Consider the following 18859-nt stretch of genomic DNA (forward strand, 5'->3'; position numbering starts at 1 on the left):
CGGGCACCCGTCAGCCGGCTGCCGGTCCCGACGTCAGCTGAGTCCCGCCGAGGACAGCCACGTCTTCGCCACGTCCAGCGGGTCCTTGCTGCCCTCCTGCACCTCGCTGTTGAGCTTCACGAGGGTTTCGGTGTCGAGCTTCGCCGAGACGGCATTGAGGACGGAAACTCCGGCCGCCGGCAGTTCGCTCTTGTATGTCAGCGGAGTTACATTCTCGAATCCGAAGAGATTCTTCGGGTCCTGCAGCACGACGAACTTGTTCTTGCTGATTGTGGGGTCGGTCGAGAAGATATCCGCGGCCTGGATGTTGTTGTCCTTGAGGGCTGTCACGGTGATCTTGCCGCCCGCGTCCAGTGCCTTGAAGTTCTTGAAATTGAGACCGTAAACCGACTTCAGTCCCTTCAGGCCCTGCTGCCGGGTCTGGAACTCGGGGGAGCCGCCGATGACCAGGTCCTTCGCCACGTCGGCGAGGTCGGCGATGGTCGACTTGTCCGTGAGGCTGTACTTCTTGGCCGTGGCCTCGTTCAGGGCGATCGCGTCCTTGTCCTGGGCCTCGGACGGAGTCAGCAGGGCAAGCTTGGGGTCGAGTTTGGCCGAAATGGCCTTGCTCGTCTCCTCGACGGTGGTCGGGGTGGCCTTGGCGTCCAGGTAGGCGAGCAGTGCGCCGTTGTACTCCGGCAGGACCGTGATCGTGCCGTTCTTGATCAGGCCGTACGTGGTCTCGCGACTGCCGATGTTCAGCTTGTAACTGACCTTGACGCCCTTGGACTTGAGGGCCTCGCCGTAGATGTCGGCGAGCAGGATGCTCTCGGGGAAGTTGTTGGAACCGACAACGACCGTACCGCCCTTGGCGGCGTCACCCTGCAACGGGTCGTCCTTGCCGGAGTCGTCGGAGGAACCGCAGCCCGTCAGTGCGGCCGCGGCCACAACCAGCAGGGAAACGGCGTAAGTTGTAGAGGTTCGAGTGCTTCTGGCGATGGTCACGTTGGTCATCCAGACTTGGCAATGAGTGGGGCATCGGTGGCCGGTGGGCGCGGGTGTGACGGTCCTGACGATCCAATCGAGCCGCCTCAACTGCCGTCAAGGCACGAATAGATCACTGATGGGGACCGTACAGCTTCAGCCCGTAGGCACAACGTGACCAAAATCCGATCGAACCAGGCGCCTCCGCGTGCCACTTCTCGGTTGATCATGGCCGTACTCTTACGGCAACCGCTAGTGTTGGCCGCGTCGAGGGCCCCCTTCCACTTGTCGGCCCGACCGCGCTGTTCGTGACCATTGATCCATGCAGGCCTGCCTATGGGCTTCCAACGGGAAATGAAGTCAAGGAGGTTGGGTGCCCGCGCACAGAAAAGCCGCCTCGGGGCAGCCGTCCACGGCTCTTCGGACCGGCCGGACACCATCTCTGCTGGACCGTTGGCCTTTCCGCCGGAAACTCAATGTTCTGGTGACCGTGCCGCTCGCGGTGATATCCGTGATGCTCTCCTATGTCGTCTACGGAGAGATCGACCGGGCCCGGTCCGCCGCCGACACCGCCCAACTCGTGCGGGACAGCGCGCAGGTGACCAAGCTCATCGACGCCGTGCAGACCGAGCACCGGCAGGCGCTCCTGGTCTCCCTGCGCTACGAGGCGGCCCGCTCGGGAGAGCGGTCGCCCGACACCTCCGCCTACCTGGACGCGCAGGACCAGGTCGGCACCCACATCGAAGCCGTCCGGGCCGCCTACAGCGACCGGCTGCCCGACGGTGAGGCCCAGGCACTGAAGGAACTCGAGGGCCTGGACAGCCTCCGCAAGACCGTCGAGGAGGGGCCGATCCCCGCCGACAACATCGACCCGGCGTACGGAGCGGTGATCGAGGGCCTCATCAACGGCCTCGGTCTCGGCCAGTCCGGCAGCGACTCCTCCTCGTCCGCGGGCAATCTGCTCGACGCACTGCTGCGCGCCGACGCCGCCCACGCCTCCTTCGAGACCAGCGTCTTCGCGTCCCGCACCCGCGACTCCAACGCGCTCATCGAGTTCACCGGCGCGGTCGGCGACTACAACCAGTACACCTACCAGGCCGAGCGGTTCACCCGGTTCGCCAGCCAGGAACAGGGCACCGAGCTCGCCGGGATCGAGCACAGCCCGTTCCAGAGCGTCATCGCCCAGCACTGGGCCGCGCTCCAGGTCGACCCCGGCGGTCTGGTCGCCGAGAACGCGACGCAGCTGCGCGCGGCGCTCGACGACGCGCTGCGCGCCGACCCCACCTATGAACGGCAGGCCGAGAACCGCCTGAAGATCGTCCAGTCACTGATCGGCGAGATCGCCGCGGACGCCCAGTCCGCGTCGAACGGCGCCTGGTGGCGGGTGGCCTGGCTGGTCGTCGGCAACCTGCTCGCCTTCGCCGCCTGGCTGCTGTTCTCCGTGCTGACCCGCCGCTCGGTGGTGCGGACCGTGCGCACCCTCACGGCGGCGGCCCAGCACGTGGCCGGTGCCGCCGAGACCGAGCTCGCCCGCGTCGCCGACGACGACGCCGACGATGCGAGTCCGCCGCGGCTGGAAGCCGTGCCCGTGCCGGTGCGCGACGAGATCGGTGAACTGGCCGAAGCCTTCAACCAGGTTCAGGTCACCGCGAGCGCCCTGCTGGCACGCCAGGTCGTCAGCCGGCGCAACATCGCCGAGATGTTCGGCAACGTCGGACGCCGCGTCAGTAACCTGACGGCTCGTCAACTCGCCCTGATCGACTCCGTGGAGCGCGGCGAGACCGACCCCGAGGTGCTGGACCGGCTCTACCGCATCGACCACATCGCCGTCCGGCTCCAGCGCAACGCCGACAGCCTCATGCTGCTCGCCGGGATCAGCGAGACCGGCCTGAACACCGAACCGATGCGGCTCAGCAACATCGTCCGCGCCGCGCTCGGCCAGATCGAGGGCTACCAGCGCGTCACCCCGCACGCCGAGGGCGACGTCACCGTCGTCCCCGACATCGTCGGCGATCTGACGCTGATGCTCGCCGAACTGCTGGAGAACGCCGTGATGTTCTCCCCGGCGACCAGCGGCGTGGAAGTGGTCCTGCGGCCCCGGCACCAAGGGGGCGGAGCGCTCGTCGAGATCATCGACCACGGGCTCGGCATGAGCCCGGAGCGGCTGGCGCAGGAGAACGCCCGGCTGATCCGGCGCGAGCGCCTGGACCTGGCGCCGACGGAGGTCCTCGGTCTGTTCGTGGTCGGTGGCCTGTCCCGGCGCTGGGGCATCGAGGTCGTCCTGTCCCGCACGCCGGGCGGCGGTGTCACCGCCACCGTGGCGGTGCCCACGTCCCACCTCGTGCTCGCCGACCCCGGCCGTCCGGTGACCAGGGCCCCGCACATCCAGCCGCCCGCGCGCCGCTCCGGCCCGAGCGAGCCGCGGCCGGCACAGGTCGAGTCGCCGCCCGGACCCGCGGGCCTGCCCCGCAGGGTGCCCGCCCGCTCCCAGGACATCGAGTCCGCCGGCCACGCCCGCCGCGCGGAACCCAGGACGGACCCCGGCGCCGAGCGCGCCATGACACACGGCGGCGCCCGGCCCGGCACCGGAATCGACCCGGGCCAGGGCCCCACCGCCCCGGCGCGGCCCGGCGACGCCGGTCCCCTGCGCCGTCGGGTGCGCGGCGCGACGCTGTCGGCCGGCACGGCGTCGAGCCGGCTGCCCCGGCCCAAGGAACCCGTCACCCACCGTCGGCCGCCCTCCTGGGCGCCCACCGACGCCGAGGCGGCGCGTGACGAACTCGACGAGTTCGAGGCCGCCGTCCTGCGGGCCGAGCGCGAGAGCGCGGCCGAGGACGCCCCGGCCGGGGCGATCCTGCCGGGCGGCAGGCCCGGCGGCCCGGCCGTACCCGACACCCAGAACACGAGACCCTCTTCCCCGGAAGGCATGAGCACGTGACCATGTGGACAGGCGAGCCGGAGTCCCGAGCCGCGCAACCCGCGACGGACGTGAAGACCGCCGCTGCCGACTTCAACTGGCTGCTCAATCGATTCGCCACCGAGACAGCCGGGGTCGTCGACGTGATCGGTGTCTCCTCCGACGGACTGCTGATCGCGGTCTCCCAACTGCGCGGTCAGGCCGACTCCGAACGGCTCGCGGCGATCGTCTCCGGTATCACCAGCCTCGCCATGGGCGCCTCCGGCAACTACGGCCTCGGCAGCCTCAACAAGGTCATCATCGACCTGGAGGAAGGGCACGTCCTGGTGTCCGCCCTCGGTGCCGGAGCGGTGCTCGGAGTGGTGGCCTCGAAGGAGGCCAAGCTCGGCAACATCGCCTACGAGATGACCCTGTTCGCCAACCGGGCCGGTGCGGTGCTGAGTCCGCAACTGGTCATGGAGCTGAAGAACACCGTGGGCATCGCACCGACCGGTTGACGTCCGTCGGGGCGTCACATGACCGGTGACGCCCCGCGAGGTGAAGGGGGAGGACGTGATGACGTCCGGCGAGCCATTGGCCGGTGACGACGCCGAGTGGGGAGTGGAACGCCCCGCCTCGGTGGTCCGGCCGTTCCTGCTGACCGCGGGGCGGATCGCCGGAGGCGACAGCCTCGTACCGCCGATCCCGATCGAGACACAGGTGGTGGCCACCCGGGTGGGGCTGGCGGCGCTGGACGCGTTCGTCTTCGACCAGCACCGCGACATCATCTCGGTCTGCCGTGAGCCGCAGTCGCTCGCGGAGATCGCGGCGAAACTCCGGATGCACCTGAATGTGATCCGGGTCCTCGCCGACGATCTGCGCGCCGACGGTCAACTGGCCCTGTACGCACCGCAGGCCCACTCCAACCGCGATGTCACCGTTCTGCGAAGGGTTATCGATGGTCTTCGAGCTATCCCCGACTCCCGGGGCGCGGTCCGTGAGGGCTGACGAAGAGACGGCCCGGCCGCCGCTGCCCGTGAAGATGGTGATCGCGGGCGGCTTCGGCGTGGGCAAGACCACCACGGTGGGCGCCATCTCGGAGATCGAGCCGCTGACCACCGAGGCGTCCATCACCTCGGTCGCCGCGGGAGTCGACGACCTCACCCACACTCCGGAGAAGGTGACGACGACCGTCGCCATGGACTTCGGCTGCGTGACCCTCGACCCGACCCTGAAGCTCTACCTGTTCGGCACCCCCGGACAGGAGCGGTTCGGGTTCATGTGGGACGACCTCGTCGAGGGCGCGCTCGGCGGGCTCGTCATCGTCGACACCCGGCGGCTCGACGACTGCTACGCGGCGGTCGACTACTTCGAGCACCGCGAGATCCCGTTCGCCGTGGCCGTCAACGCCTTCGACGGCAGGATCGAACACGATCTGGACGACGTACGGTGGGCTCTCGACGTCGGCGACCATGTGCCGCTGACCGTGTTCGACGCACGTGACCGAGGGTCCGTGCGGGACGCGTTGCTCGTCGTCCTCGAACACGCCCTCGCCACGGCCGAACGCTGAGACGGGGACGGCCCGAAGGCCGTCCCCGCCGTGCTGGTAGCGCTCCTAGGCGGCCCGGCGTCTGCGCACGCCGGGAGAGACCGCCACCCGGCCCACGGCCCAGAACAGGCCGAGGACGAACAGCGCGAGGACGGCCGTGAGGGCCGCCCCGCCCGCCACCTTCTCGTAGTTGTGCTGGTACAGGCCGTCCAGGATGTACCGGCCGACCCCGCCGAGGGACACATAGGCCGCGATGGTCGCCGTCGAGACGATCTGGACCGTCGCCGAGCGCAGTCCGCTGAGGATCAGCGGCAGCGCCGCCGGGACCTCGACCTGGAACAGGATCCGGGTCGCCGGCATGCCCATGCCTCGGGCGGCATCGACGGGGGACGGGTCCACGGTGCGGATCGCCTCGTAGGTGGTGATGAGGATCGGGGGGACCGCCAGCACCACGAGCGGGATCATCACGGGCACGATGCCGAGCCCGAGCCAGACGAACATCAGGACCAGGAGTCCGAAGGTCGGCAGCGCGCGGGCGCCGGCGGACAGGAAGGCCAGCGTGTTGCCGCCGCGCCCGGTGTGTCCGGTGATCAGACCGACCGGCAGACCGATGGCGGCGGCGATCGCCAGGGCCCCGGCGGTGTACTGGAGGTGCTCCCACACGCGTTGCGGGATGCCGTCGTAGCCGTGCCAGTGGGCGCTGTCGCTGAAGAAGGACCGCATGAAGTCGAGTACGTTCACGACACGCCCCCCGGGGTGCGGGCGGCGACGTCCGCGGTCGTGGCCCCGGAGCGCCGCGCCGCGCGGGCGGACGGCGGTTCCCAGGGGGTGAGGACCCGCCGCAGCAGGACCAGCAGGGCGTCGATCACGATCGCGAGGACGGCGGTGGTGACCACCGACGTCACGGCGAGGCGGGGGCGGTCGTACAACTGCGCGGTGGTCAGCAGATTGCCGAGCCCTCCTTGGTTGCCGATCAGCGCGCCGATGCTCACCAGGCTGATGCTGGAGGCGACGGCCACCCGGAGTCCGGCCATGATCGCCGGTACGGCGATGGGCAGTTGGACCTGGAAGTAGCGGCGTGCGAGGCCGATGCCCATGGCCGAGGCGGCGGCGTTCGTTTCCTCGGGGACCGAGCGGATGCCGTCGACGACCGCCGGTACGAGCACGACCAGGCTGTACAGGCACAGCGGGATCATCACCGTCAGCTGGGTCAGCCCGGTGTAGTCGATGAGCACCACGAAGAAGGCGATCGACGGGATGGCGTAGAGCACCGTGGAGGTCCACAGCACCGGCGGGTAGAGCCAGTCGTAGTGGACGCACAGCAGGCCGACCGGCAGCGCCAGCAGCAGACCGACCAGCACCGGGACCAGTGCCTCCTGCATATGGATGGCGATCAGGCCGCCATAGCTGTGCTGGAGGTCGCTCGGTATGTCGAAGTACCCGTTCATCGCAGCGCCTTCGCCGCCGACGTCTCCCGCGGGGCGTCCTCGGCCCGTCGTCGCCGGGCCAGCCGGATCGCCGCGGCGACCGTCTCCTGCCCGGCGACCCCGAGCACCTTCCCACCGCCGTCGACGGCGACCGCCTGCCCGGTCGGCGACAGCACGGCCCGGTCCAGGGCGATCCGCAGCGAGTCGCGGCCCACCTCGAAGCTCTGCCCGTACGGTTCGAGCGTCTCCACGTCACCGCTCCAGGCGCCGGGATCGGCCCAGCCGAGCGGTTTGCCGCCCGCGTCGGTCACCAGCACCGGCGCCCCGCCCGTCTCGCGTCCGGTGATCTCCTGCCAGTCGGAGCCGACGGGGAAGACCCGGGAGCGGTCGAGTTCGAGATCGCGGGTGGACAGGAACGACAGACCGCGGATGCCCCGGTCGGCGCCGAGGAACTGCTCCACGAACGCGTCGGCCGGCGACGACAGGATCTCGTCCGGCGCGGCGAACTGGGCGAGCTTGCCGCCGGTGCGCAGGACGGCGATGCGGTCGCCGATGGTGATCGCCTCGTCCATGTCGTGGGTGACGAAGACGATGGCCTTGCCCAGCTCGCCCTGGATGCGCAGCAACTCCTCCTGCAGGCCACGGCGGACGACCGGGTCGACCGCGGAGAACGGCTCGTCCATGAGCAGGACGGGCGGGTCCGAGGCCAACGCGCGGGCCACGCCCACGCGTTGTTGCTGGCCGCCGGAGAGCTGGTACGGATAGCGGCGGGCCATGGCCGGGTCGAGGCCGACCCGTTCCATCAGTTCCGCCGCGCGGTCCCGGGCGCGCTGCTTGGACCAGCCGAGCAGCCGGGGCACCGTGGCGATGTTGTCGAGGATCGTCCGGTGCTGGAAGAGACCGGCGTTCTGGATGACGTAACCCATGGAGCGGCGCAGGGCGTTGACCGGCCGGCTCCGGATGTCCTCGCCGTTGACCCGGATCGTGCCGCTGCTCGGCTCGACCATGCGGTTGATCATGCGGAGCGTGGTGGTCTTGCCGCAGCCCGAAGGTCCGACGAGAACGGTGATGGAGTGGTTCGGTATCTGCAGGGACAGGCGATCGACGGCCACCGTGCCGTCGGCGTATCGCTTGCTGACATCTTCGATGGCTATCAAGCGTCGAAACCCTTCGGAACGGCTTTGCTCGCGCGTGGCGCGATCGCGTGCACGAGGGTGCGTAGTCTAGCCAGTTGATGTTCGTTCCCGGTCATGACTGGTCGTGAATGTCGTGCGGACGTCCGATTTCAGGGGGCGGGGCGGGCGTGCTTCATCGCGTGGGTGTCCGCGTCCCGCGCGCCCTTTGAGCGCCCGTGCGTTCACCGTGCAGGATCCGCAGATGGAGCGCGGCCCAGGTGCGGTACGGACGCCAGTTCCCGGAGATGTGGGTCAGGTCGTGGTCCGGTCCGTACTGTTCGGTGATCTCCGCGGCGAGTCTGCGTTCCTGGGTCGGCAGGACGTCGGGGTGGCCCGCGCCGCGGACGACGACCAGTTCGGCGGCGAAGGCGCCCAGCCCCTTGACCTGTTGAACCTGCCGCATCGCGTCCCGCGGTTCCAGGGAACGCAGTTGCGCGCCGTCGAGCAGTCCGTCGAGGGCCGCCCGGGCGACGGCGTGCAGGTATTCGGTCTTGCGCCAGGGCAGTTCGGTGTCCATCCGGAGCAGGGCCTCGGGCGCCGGGAACGCGCCGCCGGTTCCATGGCGGTCGACGAGGTCGTCGCGCAGGCCACGGGCGGCCGTCGTCCCGGTGCGCTGGGTCAGCACCGCCCAGCAGGCGGCCTCGTACGGAGAATGGAAGCCGCACGGACGAAGTCCCGGCCGGCGCGCCTGGATCCGGCCGATCACGGGGTCGCGGTCGCCCACCGCGGGCCAGCCGCGGGCGTCGACGTCCAGGGACAGGAAGCGGCGCACCTGCTCCGCGGCGGCGTCCAGATCGCCGTCCCCCGTGACCAGGACGTGGGCGGTGGACCCGTTCTGCGCCACCTCCGCGGCGACCCGCCGCCAGTCGGCGTCGGCGTGGAACACCGTACGCAGCGACGTTCCCGCGCCCGCAGCCCCGGCCGGTGGCACGGGTGCCATCTCCTCCCAGAACTCCCTGCTGTTCTCCAGGGACCAGGGACCGGCCACCTCGAACGCGACCGTGTGCCGTGCCATGTCCAACCTCCCGCTCGGGACACGTCCACCGCGTCCGTGCGGACCACTGTGGAGGCAATACCTGACAGATTCCGTCAGGTATTCCGGCAGCTTCGTGCATAGGGTGACCGGCGTGCACGGGGCTGCGGGAAGCGCCCCGTGGCGGGCGTTCCCACCCGGTCGGCGACTCTCCCGCGCGGCGTCACCCGGTCCGCGGCTGTGCCGCGCGACGTCCTTGGTCCATCGGGGTGAACCATGCCCGGCCGGCCTTCCGGGATCGTATGAATATCGGGCCGCCTCCTTGACCATGATCGCCGGCGGGACCTGCCGGTCTCCGCCCTCGCGCACTCATGCACCGAGGTGGAGACATGCTCAGCACGCGCGCACGGCGGACCACGAACCGGTTGCTCTCGCTGCTGACGGGCTGTCTGCTGCTCGGCACCGGAGGCACGTTGCCCGCGCCGGCGGCGGACCGTGCCCGGACCGACGCGCCGACGGTCTCGGTCGACGACCTGCGGACCGGCTGGGACCGCGACGAGCCCGGTCTCGCTCCCTCCGAGGTCTCCAGTTCCGACTTCGGCCGGCAGTTCTCCACCGCCGTGGACGGCCAGGTGTACGCGCAGCCCCTGGTGGCGGGCAGGACGGTCGTCGCGGCCACCGAGAACGCCAAGGTGTACGGACTCGACTCGGCGTCCGGCACGATCAACTGGACGAAGGACCTGGGTGCGCCCTGGCCCGCCTCGGCGATCGGCTGCGGCGACCTGGTCCCCAACTTCGGTGTCACCTCGACGCCCGTGTACGACCCGGCCACCAAGACCGTCTACCTCACCGCGAAGATCAACGACGGCGCCGACACCCAGCACCCCAACTGGTACGTGCACGCACTCGACGCGACGACCGGCACCGAGCGCACCGGCTGGCCGGTCAAGGTGCAGGGGGCACCGGTCAACGACCCGAGCCACTCCTTCAACGCCTTCACCGCCGCCCAGCGCCCGGGCCTGCTCCTGATGGGCGGATCGGTCTACGCGGCCTTCGCGTCGCACTGCGACGTCGGCCCCTACGTCGGCTACGTCCTCGGTGTGAACACCACGAGCCGGGCCACCACGCTGTGGGCCACCGAGGACTCCTCCGCCAACGGCATGGCGGGCATCTGGATGAGCGGTGGCGGTCTGGTCTCCGACGGCCCCGGCCGGATGTTCCTGTCCACCGGGAACGGCATCTCCCCGGCGCCCGGCCCGGGTTCGCAGCCACCGGGCCGGCTCGCCGAGTCGGTGGTCCGCCTGGGCGTCAACAGTGACGGCACCATGTCCGCGCAGGACTTCTTCAGCCCCAGCAACGCCCCGACCCTCGACACCAACGACACCGACCTCGGCTCCGGCGGGCCGACGGCGCTGCCCGGACCCGCCTTCGGCACCGCCCAGCACCCCCATCTGCTGGTGGAGATCGGCAAGGACGGCCGCCTGTTCCTCCTCGACCGCGACAACCTGGGCGGTCGTTCCCAGGGCCCCGGCGGAACCGACGGCGTGCTCGGCACCTTCGGCCCGTACGAGGGCGTCTGGGGGCACCCGGCCGCGTACGGCGGTGAGGGCGGTTACGTCTACACGATCGGGAGCAAGGGTCCGCTGCGCGCCTTCGCCTACGGCACGAACGGCGCGGGCCTGCCCACCCTGACCAACACCGGCACCAGTACCGGCACCTTCGGCTACACCTCGGGGTCACCCGTGGTGACCTCCACCGGCACCACCCCGGGCTCCGCCCTCGTCTGGGCGGTCTACTCGGACGGCTCCAACGGGGCCAACGGCCAGCTGCGCGCGTACGACGCCGTGCCGGTCAAGGGAACCCTGAACCTGCGCTATTCGGCGCCGATCGGCACCGTGTCCAAGTTCTCCGTCCCCGCCACCGACGGGGGGAGGGTCTACGTCGGCACCCGCGACGGCCATGTGCTCGGCTTCGGCCGGCCGTCCACCGGCGCGCTGAGCGGCGGTCCGGTGGACTTCGGCAAGGTCGCCGTGGGCGGCACCGGCCAGGGCACCGCGAAGGTGACCGCCACCGAGGACGTCACGATCTCGGCGGTCGCAGCGGCGCCGGGCGGCCAGTTCTCCGCCGCACCCACCGGCCTGCCGGTCACCCTGCACGCGGGTGACAGCTACACGGTTCCGGTGTCGTTCTCGCCGACCTCGCCGGGAGCGGACAGTTCGGTGCTGACGCTCACCACGGACACCGGCGCGGTGGGGCTCGGGCTGACCGGCTACGGCACCCGCCCCGGCCTCACCGCCTTCCCATCCGAGCTGGCGTTCGGCACGGTGGCCACCGGAACCGTCAAGACCCTGGGCGTGAGCTTCACCAACACCGGCACCGAGGCCGAGACGGTCTCGGCGAGCACGTCACCGGACGCGCCCTTCGGCGTCGAGGGACTGCCTGCCGACGGCGCCCTCGTCCAGCCCCAGCAGTCCGTCACCGTCCAGGTGAGGTACGCCCCGACGGCGGCGGGAGAACACTCCGGCACGCTGTCCGTCACCGGAACGAACGGCACCGCCGCCGTCCGGCTCACCGGCGGCGCGGTGGTCGGCGAGGCGCGTCTGACCGTCACCCCGACGTCGACCGGCTTCGGCAGTGTGGCCGTCGGGAAATCGGTCACCAAGACCTTCGACATCAGCAACACCGGCAACATTCCGCTCACCGTCACCAAGGCGGCCCCGCCCGCGGCCCCGTTCCAGGTGACGAACCCGCTCAGCGAAGGCCAGGTCATCGGCCCGGAGGACGTGATCCACCAGGCGGTCACCTTCTCCCCGACCGCCGTGGGCGCGGCTTCCGGTACCTACCAGCTGACCTCCGACGACGGCCGCGGACCGCAGAACGAATCACTGACCGGCACCGGAACCGCGCCCGGCCGGGTCACCGTCCCGGCACCCGGGGACGGCGGCTGGAAGCTCAACGGTTCCGCCCTGCTGTCCGGCGCCGACCTGCAGCTCACCCGGACCGCGGCCCACCAGGCGGGCTCGGCCGTCTTCCCGGTCCCGGTGGTCACCGATGGTCTCAAGGCCGCGTTCTCCACGGTCATCGGCGGTGGCAGCGGCGGCGACGGCCTCACCTTCGGCCTGCTGGACCCGGCCGGAGCCACCCCCACCGCGCTGGGCACCGACGGCGGCGGCCTCGGCTGGGCGGGCAAGCCCGGCGTGGCCCTCACCTTCGACACCTACCGCAACACCGGTGAGCCGTCCGCGAACTTCGTCGGCATCACCGCCGCCACGAGCAACGGGGCCCTCACCTACGCGGCGACCACCACCAGCGTTCCGAACCTCCGCTCGGGCCCGCACACCGTCTCCGTGTCCGTCTCAGGGAAGACCCTCACCGTCTCGATGGACGGCATCCGGCTGCTGAACACCACGGTCAACTCGCTGCCGCCGACGGCGCTGCTCGCCTTCACCGGCGCCAACGGCGACAAGACCGACATCCACTCCGTACGGGACGCGGTCATCACCGCGACCTCGTACGCGGTGCCGCCGCCCGGACCCAACCGCTGGACCTACAACGGTTCCGCGGCGCTGTCCGGCACCGACCTGGTACTCACCCAGGCCGTGCAGAGCGCCAGGGGGTCCGCCGTCCAGGGCACCGCCGTACCGTCGGCCCGCCTCAAGGCGACCTTCACCGCCGCGATCGGCGGCGGCAGTGGCGCCGACGGTCTCGCCCTGCTGCTGCTCGACGCGGCCAAGGCGACTCCGACGGCACTGGGCGCGGGAGGCGGTGGCCTCGGCTACGCGGGTCTGCCGGGCATCGCCGTCACCCTGGACACCCATCGCAACACCGGTGACCCGTCGGCCAACTTCGTCGGGGTGGCCGTCGGCGGAACCGGTTCGCCGTTCACCTATGCCGCCACCTCGACCGCCGTGCCCGCCCTGCGGACCGGCACCCATGTCGTCGACGTGACCGTGACGACCGCCGGACACCTCCTGGTCGCCGTGGACGGCACCCAGGTCATCGACACGGCCGTCGCCCTGCCGCAGAACGTCCTGGTCGGTTTCGCCGCTGCCACCGGTAGTACTACGGACAACCACACGGTCCGCGGCGTGAAGATCACTTACTGAACATCCCCGCGGACACCCGTGACCTGCACCGTGCCACCCGCGCGGGCAGGTGACTCAGCGCTCGGAACGGGCCGCGGCCGCGCCGACCAGCTCCCGCGGCCGCTCGTCCCCGGCCCCGTCCTCCCGGACCGGCTCGACGGGTCCACGGCGGCTCTGCCGCCACAGCCACCCGATGTCACGGCCGAACGACCACACGAGCAGCCCGAGGGCCAGCAGGACGGCCCCCAGCGTCACCGCGTACGGCAGGACATCGGCACCCGCGACCAGCAGGATGACGCCCTGCATGGCCGCCACCGTCTTGCGCGCCATGCTCGGCGGCAGCGCCGCGTTCAGCCACGGCATCACCCGGGCCGCCGCGACGAACGCGTACCGCATGGTGCCGATCAGCAGCACCCACGGGCCGAACGACATCCCGACGTACACGCTCAGCACGAGGATGAGGAAAGCGTCCACCTCCATGTCGAAGCGCGCGCCCAGGGCGGAGGACGTGCCGGTCCGCCGGGCGACCTTGCCGTCGACGCCGTCGAGGATCAGGGCCACCGCCGTCAGACCGACCAGCAGACTCACCGGCGGCGAGCTCTGGAAGGAGTCCGCGACCAGGGCGGTGACGCCGCCCACCAGGATCGCGCGGCCGAGGGTGACACGGTTGGCGGGTCCGAAGGAGCGGGGCTGTGTGCGCCGCAGGGCACGGGTGAGCACCGCCCAGGTGGCGATCCCGAACGCGAGACCGGTCAGCCAGCCCGCGGGCCCCATCCCGATCGCCGTGCCCAGCAGGGCGAGCACCAGGAGCTGCACACCGGCTCCCACCATGGTCTCCTGCTGGGGAAGCCTCGCGCCGTACGTGTTGTTCAGGGCCACCGCACATCCTCCGGCCGTATGACAGATTCGATCAACGCCGCGTACCGTGTGCGCGACTTGTCACTGGTCCGTACGTGAAGATCTGCTCCAACGTTCAGGGGGACGCTCATGGAACTCACAGCTCGCGCCTTCTGGCTCGCGTCGCCGGGCCACGGTGAGATCCGGGACGTCGCCCTGTCCGCGCCCGCCGAGGGGGAGGTGCTCGTACGCACGCTCTACTCAGGAGTGAGCAGGGGCACCGAGACCCTCGTCTTTCGCGGGGGAGTCCCGGAGAACCAGCACGCCGCGATGCGCGCGCCGTTCCAGGACGGGGATTTCCCCGCGCCCGTGAAATACGGCTATCTGAGTGTCGGCCAAGTGGAGGAAGGTCCCGACCATCTGCTCGGGCGCACGGTCTTCTGCCTCTACCCGCACCAGACGCGGTACGTCGTCCCGGTGAGCGCCGTGACCGTCGTACCCGAGTCGGTGCCCGCCGCACGCGCCATCCTCGCCGGCACCGTCGAGACCGCGGTCAACGCCCTGTGGGACGCCGCCCCACTGATCGGCGACCGGATCGCCGTGGTCGGCGGCGGCATGGTCGGCTGCTCGGTCGCCGCGCTGCTCGCCCGCTTCCCGGGCGTACGGGTCCAGCTCGTCGACGCCGACCCGGCACGCGGTGCCGTCGCCCGGGCGCTCGGCATCGACTTCGCGCTCCCCGAGGACGCCACCGGTGGACTCGACCTCGTCGTGCACGCCAGCGCCACCGAGGCCGGACTCACCCGTGCCCTCGACCTGCTCGCCCCGGAGGGGACCGTCATCGAGCTGAGCTGGTACGGCGACCGCCGCGTCAGCCTGCCGCTCGGGGAGGCCTTCCACTCCCGCCGCCTGACCCTGCGCAGCAGCCAGGTGGGTTCCGTTTCCCCCTCCGGCCGGGCCGGACGGACCTACGCCGACCGTCTCGCGCTCGCCCTGGAACTCCTCGCCGAACCGGCCTTCGACGCCCTGATCACCGGCGAGTCCGCCTTCGGAGAACTACCCGACGTGATGGGGAAACTGGCCTCCGGATCGATACCCGCCCTGTGTCACCGCGTGGCCTACGAAGAGGTTTGAGCCGACGAGAACCGGCCTGACCTCAGGCGATCCGAAGAAAGGCGGACAAGCGGCTGAACAAGGTGAACCGGACAGCCGTACTACACGACGTGATCCCGGCAGAGGATCAGACGCACCGCACCTGGAGGGTCGTCCGTTGTTCAGCATCACCGTCCGCGATCACCTGATGATCGCCCACAGCTTCCGTGGCGAGGTCTTCGGACCCGCGCAGCGCCTGCACGGGGCGACGTTCCTGGTGGACGCCACCTTCCGCCGCACCGAGCTGGACGACGACAACATCGTCGTCGACATCGGACTGGCCACGCAGGAGCTCGGCGCCGTCGTCAGCGACTTGAACTATCGCAATCTCGACAGCGAGCCGGACTTCAAGGACACCAACACCTCGACCGAGTTCCTGGCGAAGGTCATCGCCGACCGGCTCGCCGACCGCGTGCACGCCGGAGCCCTCGGCGAAGGTGCCCACGGACTCGCCGGCATCACCGTCACCCTGCACGAGTCGCACATCGCCTGGGCGAGTTACGAGCGTGCCCTGTGACCGACGTGAGCCTCGACCAGGCGTCCGCACGGTCCGGCCAGACCTCCGCGACCGTCGGCCCGGGCGCCCTGAACTACGTGCCCGTGCAGCACACGGCTCTCAAGAACGCCGAGATCATCCCCATGTCCCTGCGCTCCGTGCACTTCGTGATGCCGGGCGGCGTCGACGACGCGACCGCCCCGAGCGGCGGCAACGCCTACGACCGCCGCCTCTGCCTGGACCTGCCCGGCTTCGGCTGGCAGGTCCACCGGCACGCCGTCCCCGGCGAATGGCCCCGCCCCGGGATCTCCGCCCGTACGGAACTCGCCAGAACACTGGCCGACCTGCCCGACGGCACGGTCGTCCTCCTCGACGGGATCGTCGCCTGCGGCGTCCCCGAGATCGTCGTCCCCGAGGCCGACCGGCTGCGTCTGGTCGTGCTCGTGCACCTGCCGCTCGGCGACGAGACCGGACTCCAGCCCGCCGTGGCCGCCGACCTGGACGCCCGGGAACGTACGACACTGCGGGCCGTGTCGGCCGTCGTGGCCACCAGCGACTGGGCCGTCCGCCGGCTCGTCGCCCACCACGGCCTCGCCCCCGACCGCGTCCACGTCGCCGCGCCCGGCGCCGACATCGCACCGCTCGCCTCCGGCACCGACGGTGTCTCGCGGCTGCTGTGCGTCGCCGCCGTCACCCCGCGCAAGGGGCAGCACCGCCTCATCGAGGCCCTCGCGACCGTCACCGAACTGCCCTGGAGCTGCGTCTGCGTCGGCGGACTCGGCCAGGACCCGGCCTACGTCGCCCAACTGCGCGCCCTGATCGCGAAGTACGGCCTCGGTGACCGGCTGCACCTCGCCGGACCGCAGGCCGGCGCCGAACTCGACGCCAGCTACGCCGCCGCCGACCTCATGGTCCTCACCTCGTACGCGGAGACCTACGGCATGGCCGTCACCGAGGCCCTGGCACGCGGCATCCCGGTGCTCGCCACGGACGTCGGCGGTCTGCCCGAGGCGGTCGGACGCGCCCCCGACGGCGGAGTGCCCGGCATCCTCGTACCGCCGGAGGACCCGGCGGCGCTCGCCGCCGAACTGCGCGGCTGGTTCGGCGAGGCCGACGTACGCCGACGGCTGAAGGCCGCCGCCCGCGGACGGCGCGCCGCGCTCGACGGCTGGGCGACCACCGCGCGCAGCCTGGCCGGTGTGCTCGGCCGGCTGCCCAACGAACCCCGGAGGGCCGCGTGAGTACCGCGACGACTCCCGCGAGCGGGCCGGACTCCGGCATCCCCGAGGAGAAGGTGAGGACGGGCGTGCCCAGTCAGCGAGTCGGGGATCCGGACACCGACGAGGTGCCGCGCTTCGCGCCCCAGTGGCTCCAGCTGCGCGAACCCGCCGACGCCGCCGCGCGGGCGGCCGATCTGCTCGACCCGCTGCGCATCCGGCTGGCCAACCGGCCGGTGCGCGGCGGCGACCTGGTCATCCACGACCTGGGATGCGGCACCGGCTCCATGGGGCGCTGGCTGGCGCCCCGGCTCGACGGCGCCCAGCACTGGGTCCTGCACGACCGGGACCCGTACCTGCTGCACTTCGCCACCGTCGGAGCGCCCAAGGCGGCGGCCGACGGCAGCCACGTCGGCGTCACCACCCAGCGCGGTGACATCGGCCGGCTGACCGCGGACGCCCTGGCCGGCGCCTCCCTGGTGACCGCGTCGGCGCTGCTCGACGTGCTCACCGGCGAGGAGATCGACCGGCTCGCGGCGACCTGTGCGGGCGCCGGTGTGCCGGCCCTGCTGACGCTGTCCGTCGTCGGACGCGTCGAACTCACCCCGGCCGACCCGATGGACGACGAGATCGCCGAGGCGTTCAACACCCACCAGCGGCGCGGCGAACTGCTCGGCCCGGAGGCCATCACGGCCGCCTGCGAGGCGTTCGGCCGCCACGGCGCGACGGTGCGGGTGCATCCGAGCCCCTGGCGGCTCGGCCCCGACGAGGCCGCCCTCACCGCGGAGTGGCTGCGCGGCTGGGTCGGCGCGGCGGTGGACCAGCGCCCCGACCTGGCGGCACGGGCCGAGGCGTATCTGAACTCCCGCCTGGCGGCGTGCGCCGCGGGCGAGCTGCGCGTCGTCGTCCACCACAGCGATGTGCTGGCCCTGCCGCACCCGGCCGGGGGTGCGGTGTGAGCGCGGGCCTTGAGACGGTGGGCGTGGCCTCCGCCCCGGCGGCCGCGACTCCGGACCTCGACGGCCCGCCCCTGAACACGAGCCTGCCCCGGGCTCTCGCGGCGCCGGGTGCGACCGCGGGCCCGGCCCAGGCTCTCGCCGAGCCCGGCGCGGATGCCGCGCACGAGCCCGCCGCCGAGGGCACCCGACCGGAGCCCGGCCCGGCCGGGGACGCCGGGAGCCCCGCGGCGGCCGGAACGGCGCGGGGTCCGCGGGCCCGGCTCGGTGACCGTCGCGTCCGTACGCACCTCGGCACCGTCGCCGGCGTCCTCATCCTCGGCGTGCTGCTCTGGCGGCTCGGCACGGGGGTGTTCCTGGACGGCCTCCGGCGGATCGACGCCACGACACTGTGGGCGGCGATCGGGATCGGACTGCTCACCACGGTGCTCAGCGCCTGGCGTTGGTGCCTGGTCGCGCGCGAGCTGCGCATCCGGCTCCCGCTGGGCGCGGCCGTCGCTGACTACTACCGTGCGCTGTTCCTGAACGCCGCGCTGCCCGGCGGAGTCCTCGGCGATGTGCACCGGGCCGTCCGGCACGGGCAGAGCGCCGGTGACATCGGCCGGGGCGTACGCGCGGTGGTGCTCGAACGCACCGCGGGACAGGCCGTGTTGGTGGCCGTCGGCGCGGTCGTGCTGCTCACCCAGCCGTCACCGGTGCTCGCCGAGTCCCGCGAGGCCGCGCTGATCCTCGCGATCGTCTCGGTGTGCGGAGTGGTGACCGTGGGTGCCGTGCGCAAGGGCCGGGCCCCCGCGGGCGCCGTCCGGTACGGCGCCGTCCGCGGCGCGCTCGCCGAGGCGCGGGGCGCTTTGCTGGCCCGCGGCAGCTGGCCCGGTGTGACGCTCTCGTCGGTGCTGGTGCTCGCCGGTCACCTGACGATGTTCGTGCTCGCCGCCCGGGTCGCCGGATCCACCGCTTCCGTCGCCCAGTTGATGCCGCTGGCGCTGCTCGCGCTGCTCGCCATGGGGCTGCCGCTGAACATCGGCGGCTGGGGCCCCCGCGAGGGCGTCACCGCCTGGGCGTTCGGCGCCGCCGGGCTCGGCGCGGGCATGGGTCTCACCGTCGCGGTGATCTACGGAGTGCTCAGCTTCGCGGCG

The 18859-nt window shown here is 71.6% G+C and carries 15 protein-coding genes and 1 pseudogene; 10 read left to right on the top strand and 6 right to left on the bottom strand.

What is annotated here, in order from left to right; genetic code table 11:
• Nucleotides 1-33: 33 nt before the first annotated feature.
• Nucleotides 34-993: a glycine betaine ABC transporter substrate-binding protein gene (locus ACFWBT_RS04425; protein WP_385695745.1), complete on the bottom strand. Its 960-nt coding sequence runs from the start codon at nt 991-993 to the stop codon at nt 34-36.
• 454 nt (nt 994-1447) lie between these two features.
• Here ACFWBT_RS04425 and ACFWBT_RS04430 point away from each other — a divergent pair, with 454 nt between their 5' ends.
• Genes ACFWBT_RS04430 through ACFWBT_RS04445 form a run of 4 tightly spaced genes read left to right on the top strand, consistent with a single transcriptional unit; the run spans nt 1448 to nt 5429 of the window.
• Nucleotides 1448-3901 (top strand): ATP-binding protein, encoded by a 2454-nt coding sequence (locus tag ACFWBT_RS04430; RefSeq protein ID WP_385695748.1) that lies wholly within the window; start codon nt 1448-1450, stop codon nt 3899-3901.
• 2 nt (nt 3902-3903) lie between these two features.
• A complete protein-coding gene (locus ACFWBT_RS04435) occupies nt 3904-4377 on the top strand; it encodes a roadblock/LC7 domain-containing protein (RefSeq protein WP_385695840.1) in 474 nt (157 codons plus the stop codon).
• Between the two features lie 58 nt (nt 4378-4435).
• Nucleotides 4436-4867, top strand: coding sequence for a DUF742 domain-containing protein (locus ACFWBT_RS04440; RefSeq protein WP_385695751.1), 432 nt, complete (start codon nt 4436-4438; stop codon nt 4865-4867).
• A complete protein-coding gene (locus ACFWBT_RS04445) occupies nt 4818-5429 on the top strand; it encodes an ATP/GTP-binding protein (RefSeq protein ID WP_385695754.1) in 612 nt (203 codons plus the stop codon). The genes ACFWBT_RS04440 and ACFWBT_RS04445 overlap by 50 nt, the downstream gene beginning before the upstream one ends.
• A 45-nt stretch (nt 5430-5474) precedes the next feature.
• On the opposite strand, the gene ACFWBT_RS04450 is transcribed toward ACFWBT_RS04445, so the two are convergent.
• From ACFWBT_RS04450 to ACFWBT_RS04465, 4 genes are all read right to left on the bottom strand, one after another.
• Nucleotides 5475-6149, bottom strand: coding sequence for an ABC transporter permease (locus tag ACFWBT_RS04450; RefSeq protein ID WP_385695757.1), 675 nt, complete (start codon nt 6147-6149; stop codon nt 5475-5477).
• Nucleotides 6146-6856 carry an ABC transporter permease gene (locus tag ACFWBT_RS04455; RefSeq protein ID WP_385695758.1) on the bottom strand — a complete coding sequence of 237 codons (711 nt, stop codon included), beginning with the start codon at nt 6854-6856 and terminating at the stop codon, nt 6146-6148. Before ACFWBT_RS04455 ends, ACFWBT_RS04450 begins: the two co-directional genes overlap by 4 nt.
• Nucleotides 6853-7992: an ABC transporter ATP-binding protein gene (locus tag ACFWBT_RS04460; protein ID WP_385695760.1), complete on the bottom strand. Its 1140-nt coding sequence runs from the start codon at nt 7990-7992 to the stop codon at nt 6853-6855. Before ACFWBT_RS04460 ends, ACFWBT_RS04455 begins: the two co-directional genes overlap by 4 nt.
• Before the next feature lie 151 nt (nt 7993-8143).
• A complete protein-coding gene (locus ACFWBT_RS04465; protein ID WP_385695763.1) occupies nt 8144-9025 on the bottom strand; it encodes a DNA-3-methyladenine glycosylase family protein in 882 nt (293 codons plus the stop codon).
• 347 nt (nt 9026-9372) lie between these two features.
• Here ACFWBT_RS04465 and ACFWBT_RS04470 point away from each other — a divergent pair, with 347 nt between their 5' ends.
• Complete coding sequence (locus ACFWBT_RS04470) at nt 9373-13089, top strand: choice-of-anchor D domain-containing protein (protein ID WP_385695766.1); 3717 nt, start codon at nt 9373-9375, stop codon at nt 13087-13089.
• 54 nt (nt 13090-13143) lie between these two features.
• Here the strand turns inward: ACFWBT_RS04470 and ACFWBT_RS04475 are convergent, their stop codons facing one another.
• A complete protein-coding gene (locus ACFWBT_RS04475; protein ID WP_385695769.1) occupies nt 13144-13947 on the bottom strand; it encodes a CDP-alcohol phosphatidyltransferase family protein in 804 nt (267 codons plus the stop codon).
• Nucleotides 13948-14055: 108 nt separating this feature from the next.
• Between ACFWBT_RS04475 and ACFWBT_RS04480 the strand changes: the two genes are divergently transcribed.
• From ACFWBT_RS04480 to ACFWBT_RS04500, 5 genes and pseudogenes are all read left to right on the top strand, one after another.
• Nucleotides 14056-15036: a dehydrogenase gene (locus ACFWBT_RS04480; protein ID WP_385695772.1), complete on the top strand. Its 981-nt coding sequence runs from the start codon at nt 14056-14058 to the stop codon at nt 15034-15036.
• Nucleotides 15037-15172: 136 nt separating this feature from the next.
• Nucleotides 15173-15571: a 6-pyruvoyl tetrahydropterin synthase family protein gene (locus ACFWBT_RS04485; protein ID WP_385695775.1), complete on the top strand. Its 399-nt coding sequence runs from the start codon at nt 15173-15175 to the stop codon at nt 15569-15571.
• Nucleotides 15568-16791: a glycosyltransferase family 4 protein gene (locus ACFWBT_RS04490; RefSeq protein ID WP_385695777.1), complete on the top strand. Its 1224-nt coding sequence runs from the start codon at nt 15568-15570 to the stop codon at nt 16789-16791. Before ACFWBT_RS04485 ends, ACFWBT_RS04490 begins: the two co-directional genes overlap by 4 nt.
• Entirely contained in the window at nt 16788-17726 is a 939-nt protein-coding gene (locus ACFWBT_RS04495) for a class I SAM-dependent methyltransferase (protein WP_385695778.1), read from the top strand. The genes ACFWBT_RS04490 and ACFWBT_RS04495 overlap by 4 nt, the downstream gene beginning before the upstream one ends.
• Nucleotides 17727-18073: 347 nt before the next feature.
• Nucleotides 18074-18805: pseudogene (locus tag ACFWBT_RS04500) on the top strand (lysylphosphatidylglycerol synthase transmembrane domain-containing protein); the annotation flags it as partial.
• Nucleotides 18806-18859 lie beyond the last annotated feature (54 nt).

Origin of the sequence: Streptomyces sp. NPDC060027, from assembly GCF_042737005.1 — a bacterium.
In the GTDB taxonomy this organism is placed as follows: Bacteria; Actinomycetota; Actinomycetes; order Streptomycetales; family Streptomycetaceae; genus Streptomyces.